The organism is Acidianus manzaensis, assembly GCF_002116695.1.
In the GTDB taxonomy this organism is placed as follows: domain Archaea; phylum Thermoproteota; class Thermoprotei_A; order Sulfolobales; family Sulfolobaceae; genus Acidianus; species Acidianus manzaensis.
Window position 1 is genome coordinate 1,349,931 of record NZ_CP020477.1, and the last position, 26,199, is coordinate 1,376,129.

Annotated in this window: 32 protein-coding genes and 1 tRNA gene; 19 read left to right on the top strand and 14 right to left on the bottom strand. The window is 29.1% G+C overall.

Annotated features, from left to right (window positions below; all coding sequences use genetic code 11):
• Positions 1-13: 13 nt before the first annotated feature.
• Genes B6F84_RS06315 through tmk form a run of 3 tightly spaced genes read left to right on the top strand, consistent with a single transcriptional unit; the run spans position 14 to position 2,165 of the window.
• Positions 14-571: a hypothetical protein gene (locus B6F84_RS06315; RefSeq protein WP_236748909.1), complete on the top strand. Its 558-nt coding sequence runs from the start codon at positions 14-16 to the stop codon at positions 569-571.
• On the top strand, positions 565-1,599 hold the full coding sequence (locus tag B6F84_RS06320; RefSeq protein WP_148691465.1) for a Clp1/GlmU family protein: 1,035 nt from the start codon (positions 565-567) through the stop codon (positions 1,597-1,599). Before B6F84_RS06315 ends, B6F84_RS06320 begins: the two co-directional genes overlap by 7 nt.
• Positions 1,593-2,165, top strand: coding sequence for a dTMP kinase (gene tmk, locus B6F84_RS06325; RefSeq protein ID WP_148691466.1), 573 nt, complete (start codon positions 1,593-1,595; stop codon positions 2,163-2,165). The genes B6F84_RS06320 and tmk overlap by 7 nt, the downstream gene beginning before the upstream one ends.
• On the opposite strand, the gene B6F84_RS06330 is transcribed toward tmk, so the two are convergent.
• Positions 2,137-2,481 carry an Sjogren's syndrome/scleroderma autoantigen 1 family protein gene (locus tag B6F84_RS06330; RefSeq protein WP_148691467.1) on the bottom strand — a complete coding sequence of 115 codons (345 nt, stop codon included), beginning with the start codon at positions 2,479-2,481 and terminating at the stop codon, positions 2,137-2,139. The genes tmk and B6F84_RS06330 overlap by 29 nt on opposite strands.
• A 57-nt stretch (positions 2,482-2,538) precedes the next feature.
• Here B6F84_RS06330 and B6F84_RS06335 point away from each other — a divergent pair, with 57 nt between their 5' ends.
• Complete coding sequence (locus tag B6F84_RS06335) at positions 2,539-2,808, top strand: stationary phase-response protein (protein WP_148691468.1); 270 nt, start codon at positions 2,539-2,541, stop codon at positions 2,806-2,808.
• A gap of 43 nt (positions 2,809-2,851) precedes the next feature.
• Positions 2,852-2,936 (top strand) — tRNA-Leu (locus B6F84_RS06340).
• 305 nt (positions 2,937-3,241) lie between these two features.
• Here the strand turns inward: B6F84_RS06340 and B6F84_RS06345 are convergent.
• The gene (locus tag B6F84_RS06345; protein WP_148691469.1) at positions 3,242-4,000 is read right to left on the bottom strand and encodes a hypothetical protein; all 759 of its coding nucleotides are present in this window, start codon (positions 3,998-4,000) and stop codon (positions 3,242-3,244) included.
• 563 nt (positions 4,001-4,563) lie between these two features.
• Between B6F84_RS06345 and B6F84_RS06350 the strand changes: the two genes are divergently transcribed.
• The 4 genes from B6F84_RS06350 (at position 4,564) to B6F84_RS06365 (ending at position 10,835) form a co-directional block, all read left to right on the top strand.
• Positions 4,564-6,000 (top strand): YncE family protein, encoded by a 1,437-nt coding sequence (locus B6F84_RS06350; RefSeq protein ID WP_148691470.1) that lies wholly within the window; start codon positions 4,564-4,566, stop codon positions 5,998-6,000.
• A 400-nt stretch (positions 6,001-6,400) separates the two neighbouring features.
• The gene (locus B6F84_RS06355) at positions 6,401-7,342 is read left to right on the top strand and encodes a 2-hydroxyacid dehydrogenase (RefSeq protein ID WP_148691471.1); all 942 of its coding nucleotides are present in this window, start codon (positions 6,401-6,403) and stop codon (positions 7,340-7,342) included.
• On the top strand, positions 7,332-9,542 hold the full coding sequence (locus tag B6F84_RS06360; RefSeq protein WP_148691472.1) for a tRNA(Met) cytidine acetyltransferase TmcA: 2,211 nt from the start codon (positions 7,332-7,334) through the stop codon (positions 9,540-9,542). Before B6F84_RS06355 ends, B6F84_RS06360 begins: the two co-directional genes overlap by 11 nt.
• A 126-nt stretch (positions 9,543-9,668) precedes the next feature.
• Positions 9,669-10,835: an MFS transporter gene (locus B6F84_RS06365; RefSeq protein ID WP_148691473.1), complete on the top strand. Its 1,167-nt coding sequence runs from the start codon at positions 9,669-9,671 to the stop codon at positions 10,833-10,835.
• On the opposite strand, the gene B6F84_RS06370 is transcribed toward B6F84_RS06365, so the two are convergent.
• Positions 10,806-11,291, bottom strand: a complete 486-nt coding sequence (locus B6F84_RS06370) for a hypothetical protein (RefSeq protein ID WP_148691474.1) — start codon at positions 11,289-11,291, stop codon at positions 10,806-10,808. The two genes, B6F84_RS06365 and B6F84_RS06370, sit on opposite strands and share 30 nt — an antisense overlap.
• Positions 11,288-11,674, bottom strand: a complete 387-nt coding sequence (locus B6F84_RS06375) for a hypothetical protein (RefSeq protein ID WP_148691475.1) — start codon at positions 11,672-11,674, stop codon at positions 11,288-11,290. The genes B6F84_RS06370 and B6F84_RS06375 overlap by 4 nt, the downstream gene beginning before the upstream one ends.
• A 141-nt stretch (positions 11,675-11,815) precedes the next feature.
• Between B6F84_RS06375 and B6F84_RS06380 the strand changes: the two genes are divergently transcribed.
• Positions 11,816-12,241, top strand: coding sequence for a universal stress protein (locus tag B6F84_RS06380; protein WP_148691476.1), 426 nt, complete (start codon positions 11,816-11,818; stop codon positions 12,239-12,241).
• Between the two features lie 40 nt (positions 12,242-12,281).
• Entirely contained in the window at positions 12,282-13,511 is a 1,230-nt protein-coding gene (locus B6F84_RS06385; protein WP_148691477.1) for an FAD-dependent oxidoreductase, read from the top strand.
• On the opposite strand, the gene B6F84_RS06390 is transcribed toward B6F84_RS06385, so the two are convergent.
• Positions 13,491-14,174, bottom strand: a complete 684-nt coding sequence (locus tag B6F84_RS06390) for a biotin--[acetyl-CoA-carboxylase] ligase (RefSeq protein WP_148691478.1) — start codon at positions 14,172-14,174, stop codon at positions 13,491-13,493. The two genes, B6F84_RS06385 and B6F84_RS06390, sit on opposite strands and share 21 nt — an antisense overlap.
• Complete coding sequence (locus tag B6F84_RS06395; RefSeq protein WP_148691479.1) at positions 14,161-15,213, bottom strand: L-threonylcarbamoyladenylate synthase; 1,053 nt, start codon at positions 15,211-15,213, stop codon at positions 14,161-14,163. Before B6F84_RS06395 ends, B6F84_RS06390 begins: the two co-directional genes overlap by 14 nt.
• A 178-nt stretch (positions 15,214-15,391) precedes the next feature.
• Here B6F84_RS06395 and B6F84_RS06400 point away from each other — a divergent pair, with 178 nt between their 5' ends.
• Positions 15,392-15,910, top strand: a complete 519-nt coding sequence (locus B6F84_RS06400; protein ID WP_148691480.1) for an NADH-quinone oxidoreductase subunit B — start codon at positions 15,392-15,394, stop codon at positions 15,908-15,910.
• Here the strand turns inward: B6F84_RS06400 and B6F84_RS06405 are convergent.
• The 4 genes from B6F84_RS06405 to B6F84_RS06420 are packed head-to-tail and all read right to left on the bottom strand — an operon-like array spanning position 15,889 to position 18,369.
• Positions 15,889-17,076, bottom strand: a complete 1,188-nt coding sequence (locus B6F84_RS06405) for a glycerate 2-kinase (RefSeq protein WP_148691481.1) — start codon at positions 17,074-17,076, stop codon at positions 15,889-15,891. The two genes, B6F84_RS06400 and B6F84_RS06405, sit on opposite strands and share 22 nt — an antisense overlap.
• A gap of 25 nt (positions 17,077-17,101) precedes the next feature.
• Entirely contained in the window at positions 17,102-17,485 is a 384-nt protein-coding gene (locus tag B6F84_RS06410; protein ID WP_148691482.1) for a hypothetical protein, read from the bottom strand.
• The gene (locus B6F84_RS06415; RefSeq protein WP_148691483.1) at positions 17,472-18,107 is read right to left on the bottom strand and encodes a metal-dependent transcriptional regulator; all 636 of its coding nucleotides are present in this window, start codon (positions 18,105-18,107) and stop codon (positions 17,472-17,474) included. Before B6F84_RS06415 ends, B6F84_RS06410 begins: the two co-directional genes overlap by 14 nt.
• A 4-nt stretch (positions 18,108-18,111) precedes the next feature.
• The gene (locus tag B6F84_RS06420; RefSeq protein ID WP_148691484.1) at positions 18,112-18,369 is read right to left on the bottom strand and encodes a hypothetical protein; all 258 of its coding nucleotides are present in this window, start codon (positions 18,367-18,369) and stop codon (positions 18,112-18,114) included.
• A gap of 101 nt (positions 18,370-18,470) precedes the next feature.
• Between B6F84_RS06420 and B6F84_RS06425 the strand changes: the two genes are divergently transcribed.
• Entirely contained in the window at positions 18,471-18,890 is a 420-nt protein-coding gene (locus B6F84_RS06425) for a hypothetical protein (protein WP_148691485.1), read from the top strand.
• Positions 18,869-19,276, top strand: a complete 408-nt coding sequence (locus B6F84_RS06430) for a hypothetical protein (protein ID WP_148691486.1) — start codon at positions 18,869-18,871, stop codon at positions 19,274-19,276. Before B6F84_RS06425 ends, B6F84_RS06430 begins: the two co-directional genes overlap by 22 nt.
• Here the strand turns inward: B6F84_RS06430 and B6F84_RS06435 are convergent.
• The 3 genes from B6F84_RS06435 to mobB are packed head-to-tail and all read right to left on the bottom strand — an operon-like array spanning position 19,273 to position 21,157.
• Positions 19,273-19,971 (bottom strand): class I SAM-dependent methyltransferase, encoded by a 699-nt coding sequence (locus tag B6F84_RS06435; RefSeq protein ID WP_148691487.1) that lies wholly within the window; start codon positions 19,969-19,971, stop codon positions 19,273-19,275. The genes B6F84_RS06430 and B6F84_RS06435 overlap by 4 nt on opposite strands.
• A gap of 3 nt (positions 19,972-19,974) precedes the next feature.
• Positions 19,975-20,679 carry a CBS domain-containing protein gene (locus B6F84_RS06440; RefSeq protein WP_148691488.1) on the bottom strand — a complete coding sequence of 235 codons (705 nt, stop codon included), beginning with the start codon at positions 20,677-20,679 and terminating at the stop codon, positions 19,975-19,977.
• Entirely contained in the window at positions 20,669-21,157 is a 489-nt protein-coding gene (mobB, locus tag B6F84_RS06445) for a molybdopterin-guanine dinucleotide biosynthesis protein B (RefSeq protein WP_148691489.1), read from the bottom strand. The genes B6F84_RS06440 and mobB overlap by 11 nt, the downstream gene beginning before the upstream one ends.
• Before the next feature lie 26 nt (positions 21,158-21,183).
• On the opposite strand from mobB, the gene B6F84_RS06450 reads away from it, so the two are divergent.
• The 5 genes from B6F84_RS06450 to B6F84_RS06470 all read left to right on the top strand — a co-directional run bounded on the left by B6F84_RS06450 (position 21,184) and on the right by B6F84_RS06470 (position 25,583).
• Positions 21,184-22,344 (top strand): molybdopterin molybdotransferase MoeA, encoded by a 1,161-nt coding sequence (locus B6F84_RS06450; RefSeq protein ID WP_187152648.1) that lies wholly within the window; start codon positions 21,184-21,186, stop codon positions 22,342-22,344.
• On the top strand, positions 22,301-22,888 hold the full coding sequence (locus tag B6F84_RS06455) for a molybdenum cofactor guanylyltransferase (protein ID WP_148691491.1): 588 nt from the start codon (positions 22,301-22,303) through the stop codon (positions 22,886-22,888). The genes B6F84_RS06450 and B6F84_RS06455 overlap by 44 nt, the downstream gene beginning before the upstream one ends.
• A gap of 369 nt (positions 22,889-23,257) precedes the next feature.
• The gene (locus B6F84_RS06460; protein ID WP_148691492.1) at positions 23,258-23,716 is read left to right on the top strand and encodes a class I SAM-dependent methyltransferase; all 459 of its coding nucleotides are present in this window, start codon (positions 23,258-23,260) and stop codon (positions 23,714-23,716) included.
• Entirely contained in the window at positions 23,713-24,381 is a 669-nt protein-coding gene (locus B6F84_RS06465; RefSeq protein ID WP_148691493.1) for a diphthine--ammonia ligase, read from the top strand. The genes B6F84_RS06460 and B6F84_RS06465 overlap by 4 nt, the downstream gene beginning before the upstream one ends.
• Positions 24,351-25,583 carry an amidohydrolase gene (locus tag B6F84_RS06470; protein ID WP_148691494.1) on the top strand — a complete coding sequence of 411 codons (1,233 nt, stop codon included), beginning with the start codon at positions 24,351-24,353 and terminating at the stop codon, positions 25,581-25,583. Before B6F84_RS06465 ends, B6F84_RS06470 begins: the two co-directional genes overlap by 31 nt.
• Here the strand turns inward: B6F84_RS06470 and lrs14 are convergent.
• Positions 25,580-25,963, bottom strand: a complete 384-nt coding sequence (gene lrs14, locus B6F84_RS06475) for an Lrs14 family HTH-type transcriptional regulator (RefSeq protein ID WP_148691495.1) — start codon at positions 25,961-25,963, stop codon at positions 25,580-25,582. The genes B6F84_RS06470 and lrs14 overlap by 4 nt on opposite strands.
• Positions 25,964-26,199: the final 236 nt, after the last annotated feature.

A 26,199-nucleotide genomic window follows, 5' to 3' on the forward strand; every position in this document is an offset into this window, starting at 1 on the left:
ATAATTATATTTTGTGAGTATAAAAAGAATAACATTAAGACTTAGTAACCCAAGAATTTTTAGACAGAGCATATTAGAAATGAAAAAAGCTGGATTACACCCCACTACCTCAGATAACGGGGATATTATAATCTCAGATTACGATAAAAATGCAGATATTTTTATACAAAATGAAGATGACATAAAGAAAGCAATCAACCAAATACTCTGTCTTTCAAATGGAAAAAAAGAATTCGATGAACTCCTTATAGGTATAGACACAAACTCGCCTAACCTTACACTAGTTGTAGTAGGAGACGGAAAAATAATTGAAAATACAAATCTTAGTATATATGACATAGAAGATAAACTTAATGAAATAATATCAACTTATCCACATAAAAGACTATATTTAGGAATAGGCACTGGAAATAAATATGGAGAAATAATTTATAAAATGTTAGTTTTAAAATTTCCAATGGTAAAAAGAGTAAATGAAAGCAAAACAAGTAGCAAAAATCCATATACAAACATAAAAGATAAAGATGTAAGAGCTGCCTATCTCATAGCATTAAGGTCAACAATATGCTAATTCAAAAAGGCTATGATTACATCTTTAAAGGACCTTGCAATGTACGTAAAATTAAAGGAAAAATATTAATCAAAGGAATAGAAATAGAAGATCAAATAAATTTAGACGACTATTTTAGTATAGTACCCATTGAAGATTCAGAGATTCAAACCAATTGCCAACCTATAGATAAAATACAACATTTAGGCTGGGAAGAATTAATTCTTAATATTTCTAATACGCAAGGCACTATATTATTATTAGGTGATACAGACTCAGGAAAAACATATTTTTCAACAATAGCCAAAAACCTTGTAAATAGTGTAAATATTGATGCAGATGTTGGACAATCAACATACTTTTTACCTACATTCATATCATCAAGCAATTCATATCTCGAATTTTTTGGAAGCATATCTCCATCAACCAATTTTAGATTACATGCACAACTAACAACAAAAATGTTTGAGAAAATAAAATCAAAAATAACAATAATAGATACAGACGGTTGGATAACAGGATTTAAAGCATTCCAACACAAACTAGAATTAATATACTGTATAGATCCTGATTATATTATAACATTCAATGAAAAAATAATAAATTTCTTTCCAGAAAATATAAAGAAAAAAATAATTCTCGTTAAACGAGCTCCAATTTTTTTAGAGAAAAATAGGATTAAAAGAATATTATACAGAAAACTTAAATACGTGAACTATTTCAAAGATAGCAAAGAATTTAAAATTGAGTATGAAGCATTATTTGGAAAAAGAATAGCAGAAAATCTAATACTTAGCTGGAATGAAACCCTACAAATATCGCCAGAAGAACCTTGTTATGGATATTATATTTATAAAGAGGATTTAAAGGGCCTCCTACTAGGCTTAACCCTACACGGAAAAGTAATAGGAGCAGGATTTATAAAAAACATAAATGACGAATACATAACTATTTCAACTCCAGTAGACCAATTCACCGGCATAATACCAAGTAACATAAGCTTAAATGACAACTTTGAAGATAAGAAAATTAAGATTCAGAAATGCTAATGATTGCACTAGAAGGAATAGACGGATCCGGAAAATCCAGCATAGGAAAAGAATTACAAAAGTATCTACAAAATAAATATAAAAACAAAAAAATATTGCTAACTTATGAGCCATTCACGTCAGAAATAACTACTCTAATCCAAAATCTAGGTTGGAAAGACGGAATCTCACTTACACTCCTATTTTCCGCTGATAGAGCAATTCATTTAAATTGGATAAAACAGAACAATCCAGATATCGTAATTATGGATAGATATTACCTTTCTACAATAGCCTATCAATCATCATTAGGAGTAAAAAAAGAATGGATAATAAATGTAAACTCATTTTTCCCAAAACCAGATCTAACAATACTCTTAGATCTCCCATCAGAAATTGCAATAAAAAGAATAAATAAAACAGACAAGTTTAACTTTTCAGAAAAAATTCAGTTATTAGAAAAAGTAAGACATAACTACTTAGAACTTGCAAAAGAAGACAAAAATATTAAGATAATTGATGCAACAAAAGAATTTAATACAGTGTTAAAAGAAGCCATTATGAACGTTGAGAAGTTATTCTCTTAAGCCTTTCTAAAGCATCTAGATACTTTATCATCTGCATAATATTTTCACTATCCATAGGATCCTCCTTTATTTTTTTAGCTACTACTAATATACCATCAATCAAAATACCTTCTACTGAATCAAGACTAAATTCTCTCTTTATTTTAGCTTCCTCCTCATCAGATTTAACTAAGTAAACCTTACCATGAACTGGACATACTATATCTCCTGATTTTAATTTAAAAAGCGGAGAATTACAGATTGGACATGATTCGCTAAGCATAGTAGCCCCTTGCCTGAGTAACTCAGCTGCCTTTTTAATGGAATCATCAGCCATTTTATACTCAAAATAATTTAATGTATAGGACTAATAAAGTATATCTGGTGACCAAAAATGGCTACCCTATACGATAATGAAGCAAAAATAAAACAAGCAGTAATCCTTTTGCAAAAGATAGTAAATGATACTAGCGTGCCAAGAAACATAAGAAGAGCAGCTACAGACGCAATTAGAAATTTGCAAGATCAAAGATTAAGTGCAGGAGTTAGAGCTGCAAACGCAATAGGAATTCTGGAAGATATAAGCCAAGATCCAAATATGCCAACACACACTAGAATTAATATTTGGAACGTAGTTTCCATCTTAGAGACAGTTAAGGATTAATTTAAGACTAAGTTTTTTAAGCAAAAGAAAATAATTAAAATATGCGGGAGTGCCCGAGCTAGGCCAAAGGGGGTAGGCTTAGGCCCTACTGGCGAAGGCCTGCGTGGGTTCAAGTCCCATCTCCCGCACATAATTCAATTTTTATCATCAATATATTCTTAAAATGAGATAATAGACTTTAACTCTTGTTTGATTATAAATGTTTTAATTTAAGTAGTTAACAATTTGAGAAATAAGAGGAATTTTATATACAGTTCTTCTAATGATTCTGAACATCTAACATCATGAAACTTACAATGTAATCTCGTTAAATAGAATAAAAATACAGAAGCTTTAGCAGTAATAAATCCATGTTGACTAATTTTTGAATATTTGATTTAAGATCTAAAATTAAAGATTAATTTATTATGTTAATTTTCTGATAAGTAATATACTATGAATTTTCTTTAAAGTTAGTGTTTACTTCTTCTGGTTCTTCATACCATTTTACTTTCTCTCCAACTTTAGCTCTCATCTTCCATTTCATTGATTTAGGATGTTTCTCTACTATCTCTCTTATCTTATTCAATTTAGGAATTATTTGATTAGAATTCTGATTATCTTTTAAAAATTCTATGATCCTATCATGATTTATTGTATATGTCTTATAAAATCCCCAATCTTGCGAAAGTATATCTGCTATATAGTTTGCGTTCATCACTTTTTGATCATCTTTTTCTCCAATTTCAAAGTCATAAAGTAATGCTGCTATATCTTTCTTATCATTTTCTGTTAAATTGATTATTTGCATTTTTGTCAAAAACAAGTCTGATGGAGGAATTGTAGGATAATACAATTTAAGTCTATCTTTTAAGACTAACTTATGACACATCATAAATTCGTCCAAGAAAATATCAATAGTAGACTCAAGAACGGGATCATAGAACATTAATCTGTTGTAACCATGTAAAGCGTTAAATCGTTTATTAGCTTCCATACCTAAGTTTTCTAGCAATGAAATAATTTCTTTTCTTTGACTTGATAATCCGAAATAATCTGCATCTTTATAATTTCTAGGAAATAATTGTGAGCCTTTAGGTGATAAGTACGCTATCGCTGCTCCTCCTATTAATCTTAGAATAATGTTCTTGTCATTGGCTTTTTCTATAACATCTAGAGCTCTATTTAATAGTACTTCTTTTTGAATTGTGATTACATAACACCTTATTTAGCTTTGCTTACACTAAAAAATAACTTTTATCAATCGTATTAACTTTAAACTTACCATATATTTAATGAAGAGAGTTAAAAAGAATATAATAATAGGTATATATAGTTAGATAGCGTTTGAAAAATTTTTATACTGTAAAAATGAAAATGTCTCCATAGTAAGTACAATTTAGTACGCTTATCTTCATGAAATGTTATTTATTAACATCGACTGGCTTAGTTTCCACATGCAAGAAAAATAAATTTATTTACAGAGGTTATTAGAAATTTACGTTAATTTTTAGTAAAAACTTACTAAAATAAGTGTTTGCTTTTCTGGTCTAAAGTGAGTTTTTTAAGTTATAGAGTTAGAGCACCTTTTTAGAATTAAGATTTTAAGCATATTGATCGATATCTGTAATTTAATAAGTTTTTCAAGTATGCTGACTTAGCTTCTTCTATCTATCCTTTTTTGTTAAGGATAAGAAAGTTTATGTGTAACATCTTTCTGCTAATACGTGTTACTTTATAATGTATGAATAAAACACCCGATTTATTATAATTATTATGAGATATGGGAATATCCATAAGGATTATGTGAGAATGTTTTTGCTATTATTTTTATTTTTCTTTATTATTTTTCCAATATTTCAATCTTATCAGCATGAATCTAATGCTAAATTTGAAATAACAGGTAATATAAGTGTAGGAGATTTTCCAATAGATGCAACTTATGATCCGTCCAATGAATATTTGTATGTTACAACTGCTGGATCGAATTCTGTCTCAGTAATTTCTGGAATGTCAGTAATAGCCAACGTAACAGTAGGAGATTATCCTGGAGTTATTGGCTACGCTAATGGATTAATATATGTTGCAAATTATATTTCAGACTCAGTGAGTATAATTAATGGAACATCAGTAATAGCAACGTTAAATGTAGGAATAAATCCAGACTCGATAACTTATGATCCAATTGATAGATACGTTTACATTTCAAACTATGAATCAAACTCGGTAACTGTTATATCAAGAACAAGAGAGATAGCTAATATAAGTGTAGGTAGTCTTCCAATAGATTCTATTTATGCTAATGGATATGTTTATGTTGTTAATGATGGTTCAAATTCTATTTCAGTAATTAATGGAACATCAGTAATAGCTAGTATAAAAGTTGGAGAATATCCTGATAGCATAACTTTTGATTCTCATAATAATTTACTCTATGTTTCAGATTTTGGATCTAATTCTGTTACAGTTATTAACGGAACGAAGGTAATAGATAATTTAAGTGTAGAAGAAGGTCCTGACGATATTCTCTATGATCCTGTTAATAATTATATATATGTTCTTGATTTTCTTTCTAATTCTGTTAGTATAATTAATGGAACATCAGTAATAAACATAAAGGTTGGAGAAGAACCCGCAGGAATGACTTATGATCCAATTAATGGAGATGTGTTTGTATCTAACTATGGCTCGAATTCAGTAACTGTTATATCAGGAACAAGAGAGATAAGTAATATTTCATCTATAGAATTTCCAGTTATTATTATTTATAATCCAATGAACGAATTTATATATGTATTAAATAAGGCTTCTCATTATGTAACAGTAATAGGTCAAAAACTTAATTTAACTTTTGTTGAAAGTGGTTTGCCACAAGGTTATAATTGGAGCGTGACAATAAATGGAAGTACGAGATTTACTAATTCTGATGAAATTTCGTTTAATTTATTGCCTGGAATTTATAAATATAAGGTTAATGTCCCTTCAGGATATTCTGCTGAGCCTAATAATGGTAGTATAAATTTAAATCAGTCACAAATAATTAAATTAAGTATAGTTAAAATAAGAGTTATGTCTAGTACAATTATAGTTTCAAGTAGTAAAATATCAATCACAAGAACTTCTATGTTTCCAGTCTTCTATTTAATTATAATAATAATTATCATATTAGCAGGAATTATTATAGGATTAGTTCTAAGAAATAGAAAGAAATAAATATAATATATTTCTTCTAAATATAGATACAGTAGTTATTGAAAATAATAATAGATAAGATTTTAGTTAGTTTACTAAAGTAAAATCTTCATTATACTTGATGTATGTTTACATGGAATTGTAAGAGACTTGAATTTTTAATTTCCCTATTGATACTTAATGTATAAAATAGTTTATTAAGAATTCCTTTTAGCCAATACAGGCCTCAGATAGAAAATATTAGTTTTTGATTAAGAAATTTTACCTTTCTAACTATATTAGTTTCTGCTACTATAAATTTGTAAGTAATTTTATTTTTACAGGCATAAAACAAAATGATTTTATCAAGAGATTTTAGTTAACCATAGATGTTAAGACGTAATAACTATAACTTATTAATATCAAAATTGTTTATTCAGCTATGTATAATGTTTTAGTAACAAAGCAATTGCCTGGTAATTGGCTAAATTATTTATCTAATTACTGTAATATAACTTTGTGGGAGAAAAATATTCCTCCGACAAAAGAATGGATAATAGATAATATCAAAGATAAAGATGGTATATTAGTTACCTTAACTGAAAAAGTGGACAAAGAAATTATCGATAAAGCAAATAAATTGAAAGTAATAAGCACCTATAGTGTTGGATATGACCATATAGACGTTAAGTATGCTAAATCTAAAGGAATTACTGTGACTTATACCCCAGAAGTATTAACTGATGCTACTGCTGATTTAATCTTTGGACTTCTTATAGCTGTTTCTAGAAGAATTGTAGAAGGTGATAAAATAATAAGGGCAGGAAAATGGGATACTCCATGGTATCCTACGTTTATGCTAGGTAGAGAAGTAAATCATAAAACACTAGGTATTATTGGAATGGGAAGAATAGGTAAGGCTATAGTTAAGAGAGCTAAGGGATTTGATATGAAAATAATTTACAATAGTAGAAAACCCCATACTGATGTTGATGCAGAATTCGTAGAGTTAGATAATTTACTTAGTAATTCTGATTTTGTAGTAATAGCTGTTGACCTTAATGATAGTACTTATCATCTGATTAATGAAGATAGGTTAAGAAAAATGAAACCTACCGCATTTCTTATTAACGCATCTAGAGGAGCAGTAATTGACGAAAAAGCCCTAATAAATGCTCTAAAGAATAAGTGGATTGGAGGAGCAGCATTAGATGTCTTTGAACATGAACCGGTAATAACTAGTGAATTATTTAACTTTGATAATGTAGTATTAACTCCGCATTTAGGTAGTGCAACTGTAGAGACTAGAGATAAAATGGCTGAAATTGCTGTAAAGAACCTTTTATTAGCGTTAAGAGGAGAAAAACCAATATATGAAATTTGATTATTTGATTGAATATTTCCGGCAAGCAAAAGATTATAATTTTAGACATTTAGCTATAATTCAGGGAGAAAACTATTTAGACAATACTATAAGCCTGATTAAAGCTTTTCTTAATGTAAATAGTAATCCTAAAACTGCTTATGCATTTCATCCTTGGTTAAGTGAAAGTAAACAGAGATTTAATAAGATAAAAGAATCTCTTAACTTGAGCAATGTAACTGATATAGATTACTCATCTTCAGAAAGATATCTAGGAGAAAGTTTTGATTTGACTATATTGGACTCTGTTGATGATTTCAGACCTAATTATATTTCAAGATTAGTTGATTTAACAAAAGGTGGAGGGTTAATAGTACTATACACTAATTCGCTTTATTCAAATAAATTATACAAAAAATCTCTTACTAGAAATAATATAGTCAAGAACTTATTTGAAGAAAGATTTTTTAGGAAAATTAAAGAACATAGAGGAATAATTTCAATAGATGATAATAATATATATTTTAAACCTTATTCACCATCAGAAATATCAAAGCAACGCAAAAATCCTTATGATGGCAAAATTCCAAGAGCATTGTATCAAATTTCAGCATCAAATGATCAAATAAAACTTATTCATGAAGCAGATTTCATACTTGAAAAAGGTAAAAGAGTTTTTATTGTAACTGCATCTAGAGGAAGAGGTAAAAGTGCTGGCGTAGGATTAGCTTTAGCCTATTTAATTAAAAAGATGAAAAATAATCCTACAAATATTATTTTAACTTCTCCATCTTACTATTCTGCTACCTCGATTATAGATTTTCTCCTATTGGGGCTAAAACGTCTAAATATTAAATATAAAACTAAAATATCTAAAGAAGGAAAAATTATGAAAATCTCTGCTGAAGAAGTTAACATAAGATGGACTGCTCCAGATCTTGCTAAAGATGCTGATGGCGATTTAATAGTAGTAGATGAAGCATCAGCCTTAGGACTAGAACTTTTATCATACATAAACAATAAGTGGGAAAAGATTATCTTGATTAGTACAATTCATGGTTATGAAGGGTCTGGAAAAGCATTTTTGAAGTATATTAACTCGTTAAAAGACTCTCAGATAGTAAAATTAGAATATCCTATTAGATATGCAAAAGGAGATCCAGTAGAAAAATTTATCTATGATGTATTTTTGCTAGATGCTGAACCTGAAAAATTTGATAATGAGAATAAGTTTATGGAAATAAGTCAAGAAGACATTTTTAATAGCGATAAGTTACTCAGGCAAATTTATGGTATTCTTGTAACTGCTCACTACAGAAATTCTCCTGATGATTTAATGTTTCTCGGTGATATGGCGTTTCAAAAAATTTTTACATTGAATTATAATGCTATAGCAGAAATCATTGAAGAAGGTACTCTTGATAACGAGAGTATTTCAAAAATATTGTATGGAAATGAGAATGAGGGTAATCTAATACCTCATAGAATAATTAAATACATGAGAATAAGAAATTTTGGATTTCTTAAAGGTTGGAGAATAATGAGAATTGCTGTTATTCCAGAATTGCAAGGAAAAGGTTTAGGTTCAAATTTACTTTCTGAAATAGAGAAAATAGCAAAAGAAGAAAAGCTAGATTGGATAGGATCATCTTTTGTAGCAGATCTTAACGTATTAAATTTCTGGTTGAAAAATAAGTATATCCCAGTCTATCTTTCCTCCATAAAGAATGAAGGTCTAGGAGGATATTCAATAATAGTAATGAAAGCATTAAGTGAGAATGCCGAAAAATACATTAGTGTATTATCTCCTTTATTGAAAGACAAAATTCTTCTTTCTTCTCATCAAGTATACTTTAATGTTAATCCTGAAATATTAGTAAAAATTATATTATCTATAAATTCAAAGAAAGTTATAGAACTAAATGATATATGTATATCTAGAATTCAAGCATATCTTGATGGATATATTGCTTACAATTCAGCTTCTGATGCAATCCATAAATTAGCGTTAAAATATTTTTACGAAAATAATAATAAAATTGACATTAAACAACTCTCGGTTCTATTTGGTAGAACGTTTCAAGGGAAAAGTTGGTCTCATATTTCTTATATGTTAAGCATTAGGCAGTCAGAAGCAGAGACAATGCTCAGAAATGCGGTAAAAGAAATACTAAAAAATATAAATATTACTGAAAATAATAATTATGTAGATATAAGTTAGATATCTAATATTTTCATACCTAATATTTTATCGCATTTTTTCTACATAAGAAATTAAAACATTTATATAGTTATTTAAATTTGTAGAAAGTTTTTTAAACTATATAGTTTCTATACATTCCTTGCCATGAGTACCCAGAAGAATTTCTTATATTTGGCAATAACATTATCTTTACTCACAATAGCAAGTAGAGCTACAAATAATATGGTAGTTACTACACTACCTGATTTAGGAAAATATGTTTTTAATTTTAATAACCTAATTGCTGGAGCTTTAGATTCATTAATATACATAGCTACCTTCATTTCTACGTCTTACTTAAATCCAAAGTTTAACCCAGCTATAAGAAGAAAGATGTTCATAATTGCTAACGCTATAATTGCATTAACACTAGTAGGATATTATTTAAGCAATATAGATTTATTATGGATAATAACAGTAGTAAGTGGTATTTCTTTCGGATTAATTTTACCTAATTTAATAACTTCTGCATCTCTTAGTAATGATAAGAAAACAGCTGAAAGACTATTAGGTCTTTATTCAACAAGCCTAAGTATTAGCTTAATTTTAGGTCCATCACTTGAAAGCTATATTTTGTACGTTACTGGAAAAGATTATAGAGACGTATTTTTATTTTTCATACCTATAGCATTATTAGGCTTTGCACTATCATGGACAATGAAATTTCCAGATGTAAAGAAGGAAGAGCGTGGAATTTCAGTTTTAAAATCTAAAGGATTTATATCATCTATTCTATCAATAACGACTTATAATGTACCATTTGCAGCTTTTACTGCATTTCTAACTATATATGGTATAGAAAAGTTCCATTTATCTCCAGCTGTTGCATATTCAGCATACATACCTTTCTTTGCACTGTCTTTCCTAACTAGAACTTTTATGACAATAAGACCTTTTAACTCATTAAGAATGCCATTACTTGTTTCAATACTTATCACTATATTTGGAGTAGTAGGAATGACATTCGCACCCACAGTAATTATATTTTTAGTATCTATGGCGCTTTTAGGAATACCTCATGGTTCGATATTTCCTATGTCAACTATAATGATAGCGAGATCTACAACTCAAGAAGAAAGAAATGCTGTGAATTCTTACTTCTTAGCGTATAATAATATATTATTTACAACAATTCCAGCAATAGTAGGATATCTTTCCCAACTGATAGGATTATCATATTCTATATTAATTCTAGAAATACCAGTTATTATATCAGCGTTAATATTCTTTAGACTATTTTGGTCAGATAGAATTATTAATTTCAGAGAGTAGTGAGATAAATTTTTTCAAACTAATTAAGGCTTCTTCTCCTTCTTTTTTACAAGGAGATAATATAGATATGCTATAATTTGTAATACAATAAACTAACTTAGTACTACCGTAATTGCCACATATTTTTGAATAAGACCTATGTAATTTATCAAACTTTATATCTAATAATTTTTCATCTATAAAAATAGAAGTATTCTTGTAATAGAAAAGCTCGTGATTCGTTTTTCCTAATACTATGAAAAGAATTCTTGATAAGATAGTTTTCTCATCTTTAAATATAAGAGGAATTAGCAAGTCTTTACCAAAAACTAAAAATTGATCATTTATTAAAAAAGGTAAATCTACACAATTTTCTAGTTTTTCTTCTTCTATAATCTTGCCATTTTCTAGAATAATATTAGTTTTTCCATTAGAAATACCTAGAGTTGAACCATAACGACATATTTTTAGATTCAATTTCCCTTCAACAGTCTTATCTTTTTGCCATCGAAAGTAAATATGATTTCGTCAGAACTATTTATCTTCTTATCACTAACTATTATCATTACAGATCTATGTAACTCTTTCTTTAATTTTAATAGATTATTAATATTGAATTTTTGCTTTTTTCTTTCATCATCTATAATTGTTTTAAAATTCTTCATTAGCTCTATAACTGAAAACGAATCAGATATTCTAAATACTTCATCCTTACCTACTTTTATTATACTTCCGTCTCCTATCACAAAAGCTATATCTATGTTTTTGAATTTCCTTTTTAGCGATGAAATGAACTTAAACAAAGTTAGATAGTCAATATTAGAGTTGACGTCAATAGCAATTAATGGATTTAGATTCATATCTTTCATTACAAATTATGCCTTATATATTTTACCATTATAGATGTTTTCAAACTTTCACAATTTAATTTAATATAAAGTACATAAATTAGCACTACATAAAATTTAAATATAGAATTCCTTCATAGAAAATGAAAGAACATGTTTAAGCATATACTCGTAGCTTATGATGGTTCTTCTCACGCAAAAAAGGCTCTAGATATAGCAATAGACTTAGCAAAAAAGTATGAAGCAAAATTAGATGTAATAGAAGTAGTAGATTCTTCGGTATTTGCTGGTGCAGGATTAGCTCCAGTTCCATCAGACGTCATAGAAAGCATATATAATAGAGCTAAAGCTGACATAGAAGATGCTAAAAAAGCAGCTAAGGATAAAGGAATAGACGCTGAAGGTGTAGTATTAGAAGGTGATCCTGCAACAGCGATATTAGAATATACTAATAAAAATAATGTAGACTTAATAGTTACTGGTAGTAGAGGATTATCAACTTTAAAAAGAATATTCTTAGGTAGTGTTTCCACTAGAATAGTACAAGAAGCAAAAGTTCCAGTAATAGTAGTAAAGTAAAATAGAAAATAATTTTTATTTCTTCATTCTTAACATATTTATGAATATTACAGTAATTGGGTCAGGTCCTGCAGGTTTATATGCAGCTTTGGCAGCATCAAAAAAGGCTAAAGTAACATTAATAGAAAAAAATGAAAAATTAGGAGGTACTTGCGTTCTTTATGGTTGTATTCCATCAAAAGCAATGATACATCCATTAAGTCTTTCATACTCGTTAAGTAAATTAAATAAGAACATATCATTTAATTTTCTTGAAGTACAAAAATTTGCTAAAAACGCAATAAATAGATTGTCAAAAGGAGCAGAATACATGCTAGAGAATAATGGAGTAGAAGTTATACATGCTTCTGCAGAATTACGATCTGGAGAAGTAAATGCTAATAATCAAAGTATTCACTCAGATGCAATTATAGTAGCTACAGGGACATCAAAACCAGAAGTTAAAGGCACATTAGCTTCTGATGATTTACCTTACTTAGATAGAGATTTTAATAAAGTAGTTGTTATAGGAGGTGGAGCCGGTGGACTAGAATATGCTTGGCTCTTACATATGGCAGGAAAGGAAGTATCCATAGTTGAAAAATCTAACTATCTCATGCCATATTTGGACGATGATATGAAAAAATCGATTACTTCATTTTTCTCTAAAATAGGAGTTAAGTTATATTTGAATTCTGAAGCAAAAATAGAAAATAATAAAATCTATATAAATGAAAATGAAGTAAATACAGATATTATTCTATATACTTTTGGTAGAAATGCAAATATTAAAGGATTTGAAGAACTACCGCATGAAAAATGGATAAAAGTAGATGAAAGAATGTATACAGGTGTAAGAAATATATATGCAGCAGGAGATATAACTGGATCATTTACAGCTCATGAAGCTATTCATAAAGGTTATATAGCTGGCTTAAACGCAATAGGCATTAAAAAGATCTATAATTCTCAAAATGTACCAAAAGTAATCTATACTGAACCTCAAATAGCCTATGTAGGAAAAATCGAAGGGACTTGTGTTAAAGTCAATATGGCTGAAATAGGTAGAGCAATAACAGAAAAAAGTACAGATGGATTCCTAAAAGTTTGCAAGCAAAATAACAAGATAATAGGTGCTGAGGCTTTTTCTCACGATGCAGAAGAAATAATAACTACTATAGCCTCATTAATGACGTTTAATGTAAATATAGAAGAAGCTCTAGATTTAATTATACCTCATCCATCGTATCTAGAATCGATATGGGAAGCACTATTGCGTCTCCAATCTTAATATATCTTCTACTTCAAATATTCCGCAATCTGTTACTAGTCTACCATATTTATCAATAAACATGGAATTACATACTTTTACTTCGTTATCTTTTGTAGTTATCTTTACTTGTCTATCTTTTATACTAGAATATTTATTTAATAATTCTATTGTTTCATTATCATCTATATTTAAATATTTATCTATTAAAGTTATTATTTCAGTAAGTAATTCATCATTATTGATTTCTTTATTAGTCTCTAAATATACTGAAGTTCCATATATGTCTTGAGGAAAACTTTTTACATTAGTATTTACTCCTATTCCTATAAATAGAGAATTGCTTTGATTAGAAATTCCTTCCAATAGTATTCCAGATATTTTCTTATCATTAACAACAACGTCATTAGGCCATCTTATTTCGGAATTTACATATTTTGATAGTGCATCTCTTACCGCTAAGCCTACCTTAAATGTAGACATTCCAATTGATTCTAAGTTAAATTTTATTTTTACATATGTTAACCATAATCCACCTTTTGGCGAATACCATGCTCTCCTGTATCTTCCTCTTGCGTTAGTTTGCTCTTCAGCTACTACTACATAATCGCAAAACAAATGAGAATGCATAGCTTCTGCAAGATCTTGAGTAGATGTAACTTTAGGTATTTTAAATATCAACATATTTTTTCACATCGTCTAATTCTTTTATTATGGAAAATCCAGCAGCTTTTCTAGCTCTATTCATAATAGCAAATCCAATTCCTTTTTCTGGTACTCCTTCCATAACACCTAAGTCAACATCAAGAGTATCTAGTTTTCTAAAAGAGTCAAAAAGGTTCTTTGCAATTTCGTATAAGTTTTCTCTACTACCTAGTATTATCTTAGGTTCTTCGAAGTTAGCAAAATCTTCTGTAGTGCATAATACCGCAACCTTGTATTTTGATCTCAAAAGTTTTACTACATCATTAAATATTGATAGATTTTCGACTAACAATAATTTTTTAGAAGGAGCGTAATGTTTGTACTTCATACCTGGAGCTAATGCTACTTTAAATCCTCCTTTCATTAATTCTTCTGGTACCACTATTTCTGGGAAGAAATTATGTAACTCTTCTAATGTAAATGGACCAGGTCTAAGTAAGACTGGAGGATCTTGAGTAAGATTAATTATTGTTGATTCTACACCAAAAAATGTTTCTCCACCATCAATTATTACGTCTACTCTACCATTTACATCTTGAATCACATGCTCAGCTTTAGTAGGGCTTGGCTTAGTGGCTAAATTAGCACTAGGAGCTCCTATAGGAACTCCACTTTCTCTTATTAACTGTAATGCTATAGGATGTGCTGGCATTCTAACTGCTACTGTATCTAATCCTCCAGTTGTTTCTTTTGGGACTCTATCAGTTTTCTTTAAGACAAACGTTAAAGGACCAGGCCATACTTTTTGTGCTATATCTAAAGCTACGTCTGGAATGTCTTTAGCTACATCATATAATTGATTAATGTCTGCTATATGAACTATTAAAGGATTATCTACAGGCCTATTTTTAGCTTTAAATACCTTTAAAGCTGCTTCAGGGTTATACGCATCCGCTCCTAATCCGTATACTGTTTCTGTCGGAAATACAACGGTACCACCGTCCTTTATATATTTTGCTGCTATGCGTATTTTATCTATTTCAGGATTTAAAGGATCAACTTTGAGGATTATAGTCATGCTAATTTTTAATTCCTTTTTTAGTAAGTATTAAAGGTAGTGATGAAGAACCTCTGAACGATATAAAAATGACGAGGAAAACATATCTGATAAAATTATGAGCGATGATTAATGAGGTGATCTCTGAATTATGATGAAATCTATATAAATGGGAATTAAAAGTATAACATGATATAAAATGTCTTCAGATAATGAGTTAATTTTAACAGGTAATCTTAAAGAAGCATCTCAAAAGGCTGCTAAGTGGCTAATAAATAGAAAACCAATTAAGAGTCTTAGAGATTGGGGTACTGCATTTTCCTTATGGCCACCACATTTTACTACTAGTTGTTGCGGAACTGAATTTGGTTCATTCGCAGCAGCTAGATTTGATGCTGAAAGATTTGGTATGTTACCATTCTCATCCTCCCGTCAATCTAATATCTTAGTTATTGAAGGAACTATGACTAGAAAAATGGCTAGAGCTGCAAGAATAGTTTATGAACAGATGCCAGAACCTAAATATGTTATGGCTATAGGTGCATGTAGCCTAGAAGGAGGAATATTCTGGAACTCATATAATACAGTTTTGCCATCAGAAGTTGGAATACCAGTGGATATGTATGTTCCTGGATGTCCCATAAGACCTGAAGCTATAGCTAAAGGATTATTAATGCTTCAAAAAAGGATAAGGCATCAAGAAACTATTAAGATGTAAACGTTATTTACGTTAGTGTATGTTAATCCAGTTTTTACTACTGCTGAATATTTCTCTAAAAGCTCATAACTAGAATGATTTTGAAGTGCATTTTCAATTTCCTTTTTTGGAATATGCATATCTCCATTTATTATACAACCTGCATATTCACTATTTCCGTCTATTCCATCAGTTGCAATAGCATAGAAATCATAATTCCCTTGAGCATATTGTAGTAATGAAAGAGCTACTTCGCCATTTCTTCCCCCTTTTCCTGATTTTCCCTCTATCTTTACATCTGGTTCTCCACCAATTATTATAGTACCTTTTGAAAAAGGCACTGAATAATTCTTTATAGAATTATATATTGATGCAATAAAAATTCCTAATTGTCTTGCATCACCAATAACTTCTGAGGTTAATATTATGGGATTAGGCAAATCCTTATAAATTTGTTGTAATACATCCATATTATTTAGTATAATGAAATTTTTTGAATTAACTTGCTTTGGTGTCTCAACTAAATATTGCGAATAGGAAGAAAATCCTATGTAGTCAAGAATTCTTTTAGCATCGTCAACTGTGGAGTTATCTGGTGCAGTAGGCCCACTTCCGATACTTCCTAAATCATCTCCTGGAACATCACTAACTATTAATGAAATAACTGGAGATTTAGAAAGTTTAGCTAATCTTCCACCTTTAAGATTTGATAAATGTTTTCGTACTATATTTATTTCTTTTATATCTAAGCCCGATTCTACTAATGCTTTATTAATTTTTTTATATTCGTCTAAAGTAACTACTGGATCTTCTAATAGAGCTGATGCACCTCCAGATAATAGGAAAAATAAAACATCATAATCTTCTCTTAATAATAATTCTTTTACTGTCTTACCGGCTTTTATGCTATTCTCATCAATTTGAGGATGACCAGCTTCTATTACGTTGTCTAAATTCAGATTAGATCCATGTGGAGTAACTATTAGATAGTTTACTGGATTAGTTCTCTCCAAAAAGAATTTAGCCATTTTATACGATGCTTTACCTACAGCTATGAGAAGAGGCTTTGAAAAATTGTATTTAAAATTATATTGTTTCAATAAAATGCTATTTTTTGTTAATTCTACTTTGTTTTGTAATGCTACATAGGGATCTGAATATTCTAAAATTTTTCTTACAATATCCATACTATTCTTTATTTTAGATTTTTATTTATCTCTTTTTATGTGTACTTGCTTTTTCTTTTTCTTTATCCTCTTTTCTTTTGTATTCTTTATATAACTGAGAAGCAACTTTTCTACCTTCTTTAGATAGATCAAAATAGATTCCTTTTGGTTTATGACCTAGTTCTTTTGCTTTCACTTTTAACCACGGTTTTACTGAAGATGTAACAGATTTTTTTAATGCACCTTGAAATCTAATTAGATATCCCATTTCTTCTAGTTTTCTACATTTTGCATCAATCTCATCTTCGCTATATTTAGGAGCCCAACCACTTTCTCCCATTAGCCTTCTAGCCATATACCATGGATTATCTGGACCATATTTGTAAATATGCATAAGTATTTTTTGCATTAATTCATCAAGTTCGGTCATAAACCATAACCTCATCTGCTAGTATTTTTGATAGTTCGTATGATTTACCTTTTATTTCTATGATAAATTTATCTTTTTCTTTGTTTTTCAGAATTATATTTTCTCCTGGTTTTATTCCGTATTTTTCCATGCACCTTAAGATCCATTCTTCCTCTTTTATTATCATCATAACTTTATATTCACCTTCTTCAACTTGCGATAAAATTCTGCCTTTACCAATTTCTCTACCAGGTATGGGATGCCCATGAGGACAAGTAGTAGGATATCCTAATATTTTATCTATTTTATCTAAAATGTCATCAGGCCAAATATGTTCTAATCTATGAGCTAATTCATGGGCTCTTATCCAATCCACTCCTATTATATCAGTAAGTAATCTTTCAGATAATCTATGAGATTTTACTAGCCTTTCTGCTATTTTTATTCCATCATCAGTTAGTTTAAGTCTTCTATTGCTTCTATCGATAAGGCCAAGTTGTTCTAACTTTTCTAAGGCTTTACTTATAGTACCTGGAGATACTTCAAAGGCAAGTATAAGATCTGTTACTTTTGCTGAACCTTTAGTTGTTTCCAATTCGTAAATTTCTTTAAGATAATTTTCTAGGGCTTCGGAGAGTTCCATGTGTTTATGTTTTTATTTTAGCTTTAATAGTTTCTACTAATCTTATTACAGTTTCTTCTTTAGCGAAGACCTGAATATTAGTTAAGAATTTACCTGCAATTCCTTGATTCTTGAGATAAATTTTTATATTCTCCATTGCTTCATCTACTGCGGAAGAAATATGTGAATGTAATCTTGTCTTTTCCACACATTCTGGCAATTCCATGTTTTCTACCTTAATTATCGCAAAAAATCTTTTATTTTCTTCCTCTTCAATCTCCATTTTCAGTCTCATTAAATTATAATTTAATATAATAAATAAGGTTTAGGTTCGAAAAAAAGACTAGCAAAAATATTAAACATGCGAATTTAAAGATTTAATATATGTATAAAGTTATCTTTAAGGTAAATGCGAACTTACGTGAAGATTCTACTAAGATGTTAAGAAGACTTGGTTTTATAGTTATATTTAAGCGAACTCAACAAAATCAGGAATATTATACTACTCTATTTAAAGGTAATGAAATATCGGAAGTTAAAGAAGCTATAAGTGAAGCATCGTTTTATTTCGAAAAACAAGGTAAAATAGGTGGAAGTGATTTCGCGAAAATATATGAGATTGATGATAAGTATCTTGGCAAAACTATTGGAGGATTATTAGGGGCAGGAATAGGGTATAATTTAGGAGGAATAGCTGGATTAATATTGGGTGCACTAGGAGGAGTTATTATAGGTGAGTTAGCAGATATTAATATGGGAGAAAAATATATAGGTGTAATGGAATGGCCGATGTTAAAGTATTAGGTAATAGGTACATAAGTTTAATCTTAGGATTAGTATTATTATTATCCTCCATTTATCTAATATACTCTATAAGACTAAGTTTAAGTGAATTACTATTCAGTACTATTGCATATTTTAATCCTTATTTCTTGTATTTTGTAGGTTTACTTATTGGATTCGAAAGATTTGCATATGGAATAACAGGTAATAAGAAATTCTCCTACTTCTTCATAGGCAAAAGTGAATATAGTGGAATGTATCTATATTTCTTCTTCATATTTGGATTAGTAATGGGATTATATATAGCAATATACGCAATTGCTCTGCAAGGATTTGTGCTTAGAATCATAGAAGTAATAGAGGGATTAGGATTTATATTATTTGCTTTATCGTTAATTACAATCTAAGATTTTTGACATTTAAATAAACTCCAAGGTCCATAATCTTTATTTTCTACTATATGTAACTCATTTTCCTTTAAAGAAGAAATATAGTAATCTTTATGTTTTAAATCTAATTTCCACCATTTGCTGAGTAATTTGGAAATATAGTTACTTTTGACTAAAACTAAAATTTCACATTTTCCTCCTTTTTTAAGTACTCTAGAAATTTCCTTTATGCCTAAAGAGGGATTACTTAACATATGTAAAGTTAAGAAAGAAGATATACTATCTACCGAAGAACTAAGTATTGGTAGAGATAATGCATCGCCTCTAACAGGAATGACTTTTCCTCCTCTTTTATTTTTTAAAATAGTTAGAAATCTTACGGAAATATCCAATCCAATACATGTCTCACATTTTATATAATCGAATATCTTACCTGGTCCTGTTCCTACATCTAAAAAGACTTTAGATGATAAAAACCTTGCAGCATCCTCATATAATTTGGAATAACTATGAAATGAAGTAATAAAAAAACCTAAAGGTGCCCAAATACTTTCATATAGAGGAGCAACTCTTTCTAATATATCTTCTCCTTTATTTTCCTTTATAACAAAATCATAAATTCCGCTGTTATAGATAAATCTGTGACCTTTTTCACATTCTAAATCAGCATTTATCCTACTTCCGTCTATTGGGCATTGAAATATATCTAACATAATTTAACTACTTCTTATTATAGTAAAAATATATTTTATAAAATCTCTTAAACTAGCTAATTTATTCTCAGATACGTATATACTACCTATTTTTCTTTCTTTCATTATTTCTAATGCAGTAATAATTGGAGTATCAGGTTTAACGTAAATTAAATAAGGCGTCATCACATCTCTTACTGCTACATCCAAATTTAAGGACTGTGAATAATGATATATTATATCTCTCGCAGAAAGCATGCCTAGCAAAGATTTTTCTATAACTGGTAGGTGTCTTATTGAGTTCTTTATCATTATTTCTATTGCAGTAAGTAAATTAGTATAACCTTCTATTGTTATACATTGATTTGCAATTAATGATATTTTATTGTGATTATCAGGAAAATTATAGTTAAAAACTACATCTTTTTCAGTTATTATTTTATTCTTATATATTACTGAGTCAGAAGAATTTTCTAGCATTAATTTGACTATTTGATATACGTCATTAGATTCTGATATTACTGGCTTCTTTAACTCTATATCTTTCAGTTTAGATTCGGATTTGTAAATTATGCTTTTTAATGCTTCATCAACAGTAAATATTCCTCTAATTTTAGAATCACATTCTACTACTATTCGTCTAATATTATTTCTATACATAAAAAATATTGCATCTTCTACTGTAGCATTACAGTCTAATGATATAATCTCTGAGCCTTCAATCAGCAATTTTTATCTCCTTTATATTATACACTTTCATAAGCTTAAAGATAAAAAGCGTTATCAAATTTTTATCAGCTTTAGCATGGTTTATTTCAATGTTTACTTGTTCTTTACATTCTTTAGCACGATCTAAAACTTCACTAACAATATTATCAACATCGCTAATACTATGCGTTTCTATTTTATAACCTAAATTTAAATCCTTGAAACCTTCTATTAAAAGAATATCTACTGGTAATAAATTTATAAACTTCATATTATCACAATCGAAAAATAATGCACAATCATTACTAGAAAAAAATACTAGGTCGCTCCCAGCTTTTCTAAATTTGAAAGTATCTTTATTCTCGTCATCGATTACATGATGAGAATGCTTAATCACTCCTACAATATAGCCACGTTCCTTAAGTTTAGGTATTAATTTCTGAATAATAGTAGTTTTACCTGAATCCTTCTTTCCTATTATTTGAAATACACAGACCATATAAAGTCTAATTGCAAATATTATATTTGATGCTTATCCCTCTAGACGAAGCTAGAAATTTAATAGACTCAACTTCATTTAAAAATCCAAAAAATATAGAAGTAGATCTTCTTAATGCAGTGGGAAAAATCTGTGCTGAAGATATCTATTCAGTTCAAGATATACCAGAAAAAGATTTGTCTGCCATGGATGGTTATGCAATAAAAGTATCTGATAATAAGAAAAAGCTAAAAATAAGAGGAAAACTTTTCCCTTCTAGCAATGATATTCCAGAAATAAGAGATGGAGAAACATACTACGTAACTACTGGTGCTCCTATACCAAAAGGGGCTGAAGCTGTAGTAAGAATAGAAGGAGTAAAAAAAGAAGAAGGAGATTATATAATTCCTAACATTGAAGTACATAAAGGAAAAGATATTAGAGAGAAGGGCGAAGATATAAGAAAAGGAGAAATAATATTAAGAAAAGGAGAAATAATAACTCCATATCACCTAGGAATACTATCTTATGAAAAAATAACGAAAGTCAAAGTGCTAGATATTAATTTTTCAATCTTTGCTAATGGAGATGAGCTTTCTCCTTTTGGAGATATTTCTAAAACTCAAGATTCGATTTCACCCGTTTTGATTCCACTACTTTCAAAATTTGGACAAGTGAAATACTTAGGAGTAGCAAAAGATAATGAAGAAGACGTTATGAGACACTTAAAAAATGGTATAGAATCATCAGATTATGTAATTAGCATAGGAGGTTCATCAGTGGGAGAAAAAGACTATGTAAAGAAAAGTATTAGCAAAATGGGTAAAATCATATTTGAAGGAGTATCTACAAATGTTCTTAAAAGAGGTGGAGTAGGAATCATAGAAGATAAACCAGTGCTAGTTTTACCTGGACAGATAGTATCAGCTATAACAGTATTTCATGAGCATGGATTACATATTATCTCAAAGATGTTAGGCTCAGAAATTAGAAAATTTGAAGAAATAACACTAGCTGAAGGAATAGAAGTAACTCATAATATGGATTCTACATATTTACTTAAAGAAGAAAATGGAAAGGCATATCCATTAAGATGGGGAGTAGGATTATATAGTGAAATCTATAAAGCCAACATGTTTTCCGTTTTCAAAAGAGGCAAAAAATATGAGCCAGGTGAAAAAATCATCGCACAGAGATTTTTACTATGATACTATAATATTAGCTGGAGGAGAATCAAGAAGATTTGGATGTGATAAATGTGATTTCGAATTTAATGGAAAGACAATGCTACAAAGAGTTATAGAAAATTTTGAGAAACCCATTATAGTAACTGGAAAACATAGAAAAACTAATGGAATTGAAGTTATAGACTGTGGTAAAGGTCCTGTAAATGCTGTACTAAAAGCTTTAAGTTATGTTTCTCAAGATAGAGTATTCATAACTGGATGCGATTTTCCGTTTATCACAAGGAAACTGACAGATTATATATGTTCTAAAAACTTTGATATAGTTATGCCTATATTAGACTATCCACAACCCCTACTTGGATGTTATAGCGTCAAAATACTAAAGCAATTTCTTCCTTATATTACATCATTCCAACAATTAATAGGAAAATCAAGTACATATTTGATAGGAACTAATGAACTTTCCATGATAGATCTTTCACTCAGATCGTTAAAAAATATTAATAACCCCAATGATCTATTAGATAATAGGATATTTTTCTCTAAATCTGTTATTATCATATAATTTATTTTAACTTCTCTTTATATAGAGAATATCATTAATAGACATAAAAACAAATTAATTTTTTATGTTCTACATATAAAGAAAATTATATAATATTTATTAATTAATGATGATAAACTACACAATCTATCTAATATTTTCCTAGAATATTAAAGAATAATAATGATTTACCCTTAAAATAATGTATAACATTTAACTAAATTATTATGCATAATCCTTATAATTCATAAATAACAAAAATTTTTGTAGATGTAAAGTGGCGAAGAAGAAAAAATCTAGCGGAGAGAGTGGAAGTTCAGGAGAAAAAAAGAAATAACGCTAGACCATCCTAATTTAAAGATATATACTTTTTTATAATTAACTCTTATTATGTTAGTGCCCTTCATACCTTCTCCTCCAGAAGTAATATATGAAATGCTTAAGTGTGCTAACGCTTCTCCTAATGATATAGTATTAGATTTAGGCTGTGGAGATGGTAGAATTCTAAAAATTGCTAAAGAATCATTTAACGTGAAATTAGCTATAGGAGTAGAAATAGACAAACAATTATGCAAAGAGGCTAAATATCCACAACTAGAAATCATATGTGGCGATTTATTATCCTTAGCTAGTATATTGCTCCCAAGAGTAACGATATTAACTGTATATCTGTCATCAAGATCTAATTCCCTTTTGGAAGATTATATTTTAAAAAGTAAAAATAAAAATTTGAAAATAATTAGTCATGATTTTGAATTTAAAAAATTGAGGTTGTACAAAGAAGAAAAAGTTAAAGCTAAAGGTTTATTGGGTATAACAGAGCATACAATTTATTGCTATACGATATGAAAGTTTGTGTATTATTCTCCGGAGGAAAAGATAGTACTTTCGCACTGCACTGGGCAGTATTTAAAGGGTTTGAGATATTATGCTTGCTTACTTTAATACCAAAAAGAGAAGATTCATGGATGTTTCAACATCCTAACGTTGAATATACTACTTATCAAGCAAATGTTATGGGCTATAATCTATTCAAATTTAATACATCAGGCGAAAAAGACACTGAATTAGAAGACTTGTACATAGCATTAGATTTTGCAAAAAAATTAGGTGCAGATGGAATAGTATCTGGAGCACTATTATCTGATTATCAAAGATTAAACATCTCATTAATGTGCGAAAGGTTAGGCTTAAAGTCTTTTACACCACTCTGGAGAAAAAATCAGGAAAAGTATTTATTAGAATTAATAGAAGATGGATTTGAATTTATAATAACTTCAATTTCTGCTTATGGTTTTCCATACGAACTAATAGGAAAAGTGATATCTAAAGAAGACGCAAAGAGAATAATTTCTCAAGCAAGAAAATTTGGATTTAACCCAGCATTTGAGGGAGGAGAAGCAGAAACTTTTGTAGTTAACGCACCATTATTTAAAAGAAAATTAAAAGTTCATGGAGAAGTTAAAAGAATAGGAGAAGAAAATTGGAAGTATATAATCACACATATACATTAAGGAATTGCAGATTTGTCATTGACTATCAAAAAATTCTAGAAAATGTAAACATCATCGTAGATAATGGAAAGATCAAAGACATAGGAAAAGATATAGAAGGGGACGAAATAGATTGTAGCAACTATGTGGTTACTCCAGGATTTATTAATTCGCACACTCATACTGGCATGATATTCCTTAGAGGATATCATGATGATTCAGAACTCATGACATGGCTGGAAAAAATGTGGGAGTATGAAAAAAAGGCTACTAAAGAAATCCTTAGATTAAGCAGTGAAATTTCTGTATTAGAAATGCTATCTTCTGGAACAACAGGATTTGTTGATATGTATTTTAATCCAGAAGACATAAAAGAATTAACAGAAAAATATGGTATAAGAGCAGCTGCAGGCTACACTTTTATCAATAATTTATTTGATCCAGAAGAAGTATCTAAAAAACAATTAGGATTAAGTAAAACAGGACTCTTTTACCCTATAGTTAACGTTCATAGTTTATATACATCTGATAAAAAAACATTAGAAATAGCTAATGACATAGCTAATGAACAAGATACATGGATAAACATTCATCTGGCTGAGACTAGAAAAGAAATTTATGAGACTAAACTGAAATATGGAAAATTTCCTATTGAATACCTTACCGATCTTAATATAAAAAATTATCAAGGAGTGCATCTAGGCTGGGTAGCCAGCTGGGAAATAGAATATCTTAAGAATGCTAGATCTGTAACTCACTGTCCAACATCAAATATGAAATTGGCTACAGCTGGAGCTTTTCCGTTTTATGAAATAAGTGAAAAAGGAATAAATGTAACTTTAGGAACAGATGGGGCATCAAGCAACAATAGTCTTGACATAATTAGAGAAATGAAAAATGCAGTATTATTGCAAAGACACTCTTACTGGGATACAAGAATTAAGGCTTTGCATGTCTTTAAAGCTGCAACTTATAATGGATATAAGCTATTAGGAATAAATGGAGGATTAATAGATAAAAATCAAGTAGCTGATTTTGCACTATTTGATGCTTCAGAATTATATCCACTTAAAAAGGATAGAATATTATCTCATATAGTTTATTTTGCTACATCAGAAAACGTAAAGAAAGTAATAATTTCAAACAAGATAATAAACAAAGAGGAAATAAAAGAAAATATTAAAACACTTGCAAAAAAGTTAAATAAAATTATACCTGATTAAGGTTTAAACTCATTCTCAACTAGTGATGCCATCTTATCTGAGCAGTCTTTAATATCGTCAAGCATCTTTGATTTTAATTCCTTATAGTCCTTTGCCTTATATAAGTATCTTGGTCTTCCAGCTTTATTTCCTGGTTCTTTTATCCTCATGACTAAAGTCATTTCTAGTAATTTGTTTAAGCTTCTGTTTATCGAAGCCTTAGATAATTTTAATTCAGACTCTAACTCTTCTGTTCCTCTAGCGTCTCCCTTCATTAATGCTAATAATACTTGAACGTCAGTTTCTGATAATCCATAACAAAAAGACAATATATCTATCAATCCAGCATCTTTTCCAGATGGTAGTTTTATTCTTGATCCACTAATCTGACTTTGGGACATTTAGCTCACAAATAAATATTGTATTGGTCTCATATATATATTTTTTCCTTGTATTTTAAGGATAGCAATTCAACTTTTATATTACATTTATCTGTTATACAAAAAGATTTAACTAAGACAATTATATATTATTGTGAATTCTTCCCAAAGTAAGTAATATAGCACTAATTCCATCAAAGCTATTATTTACTGTATTATAAAAAGATTTAAATAGTAGATAGATAAATAGGTAACTT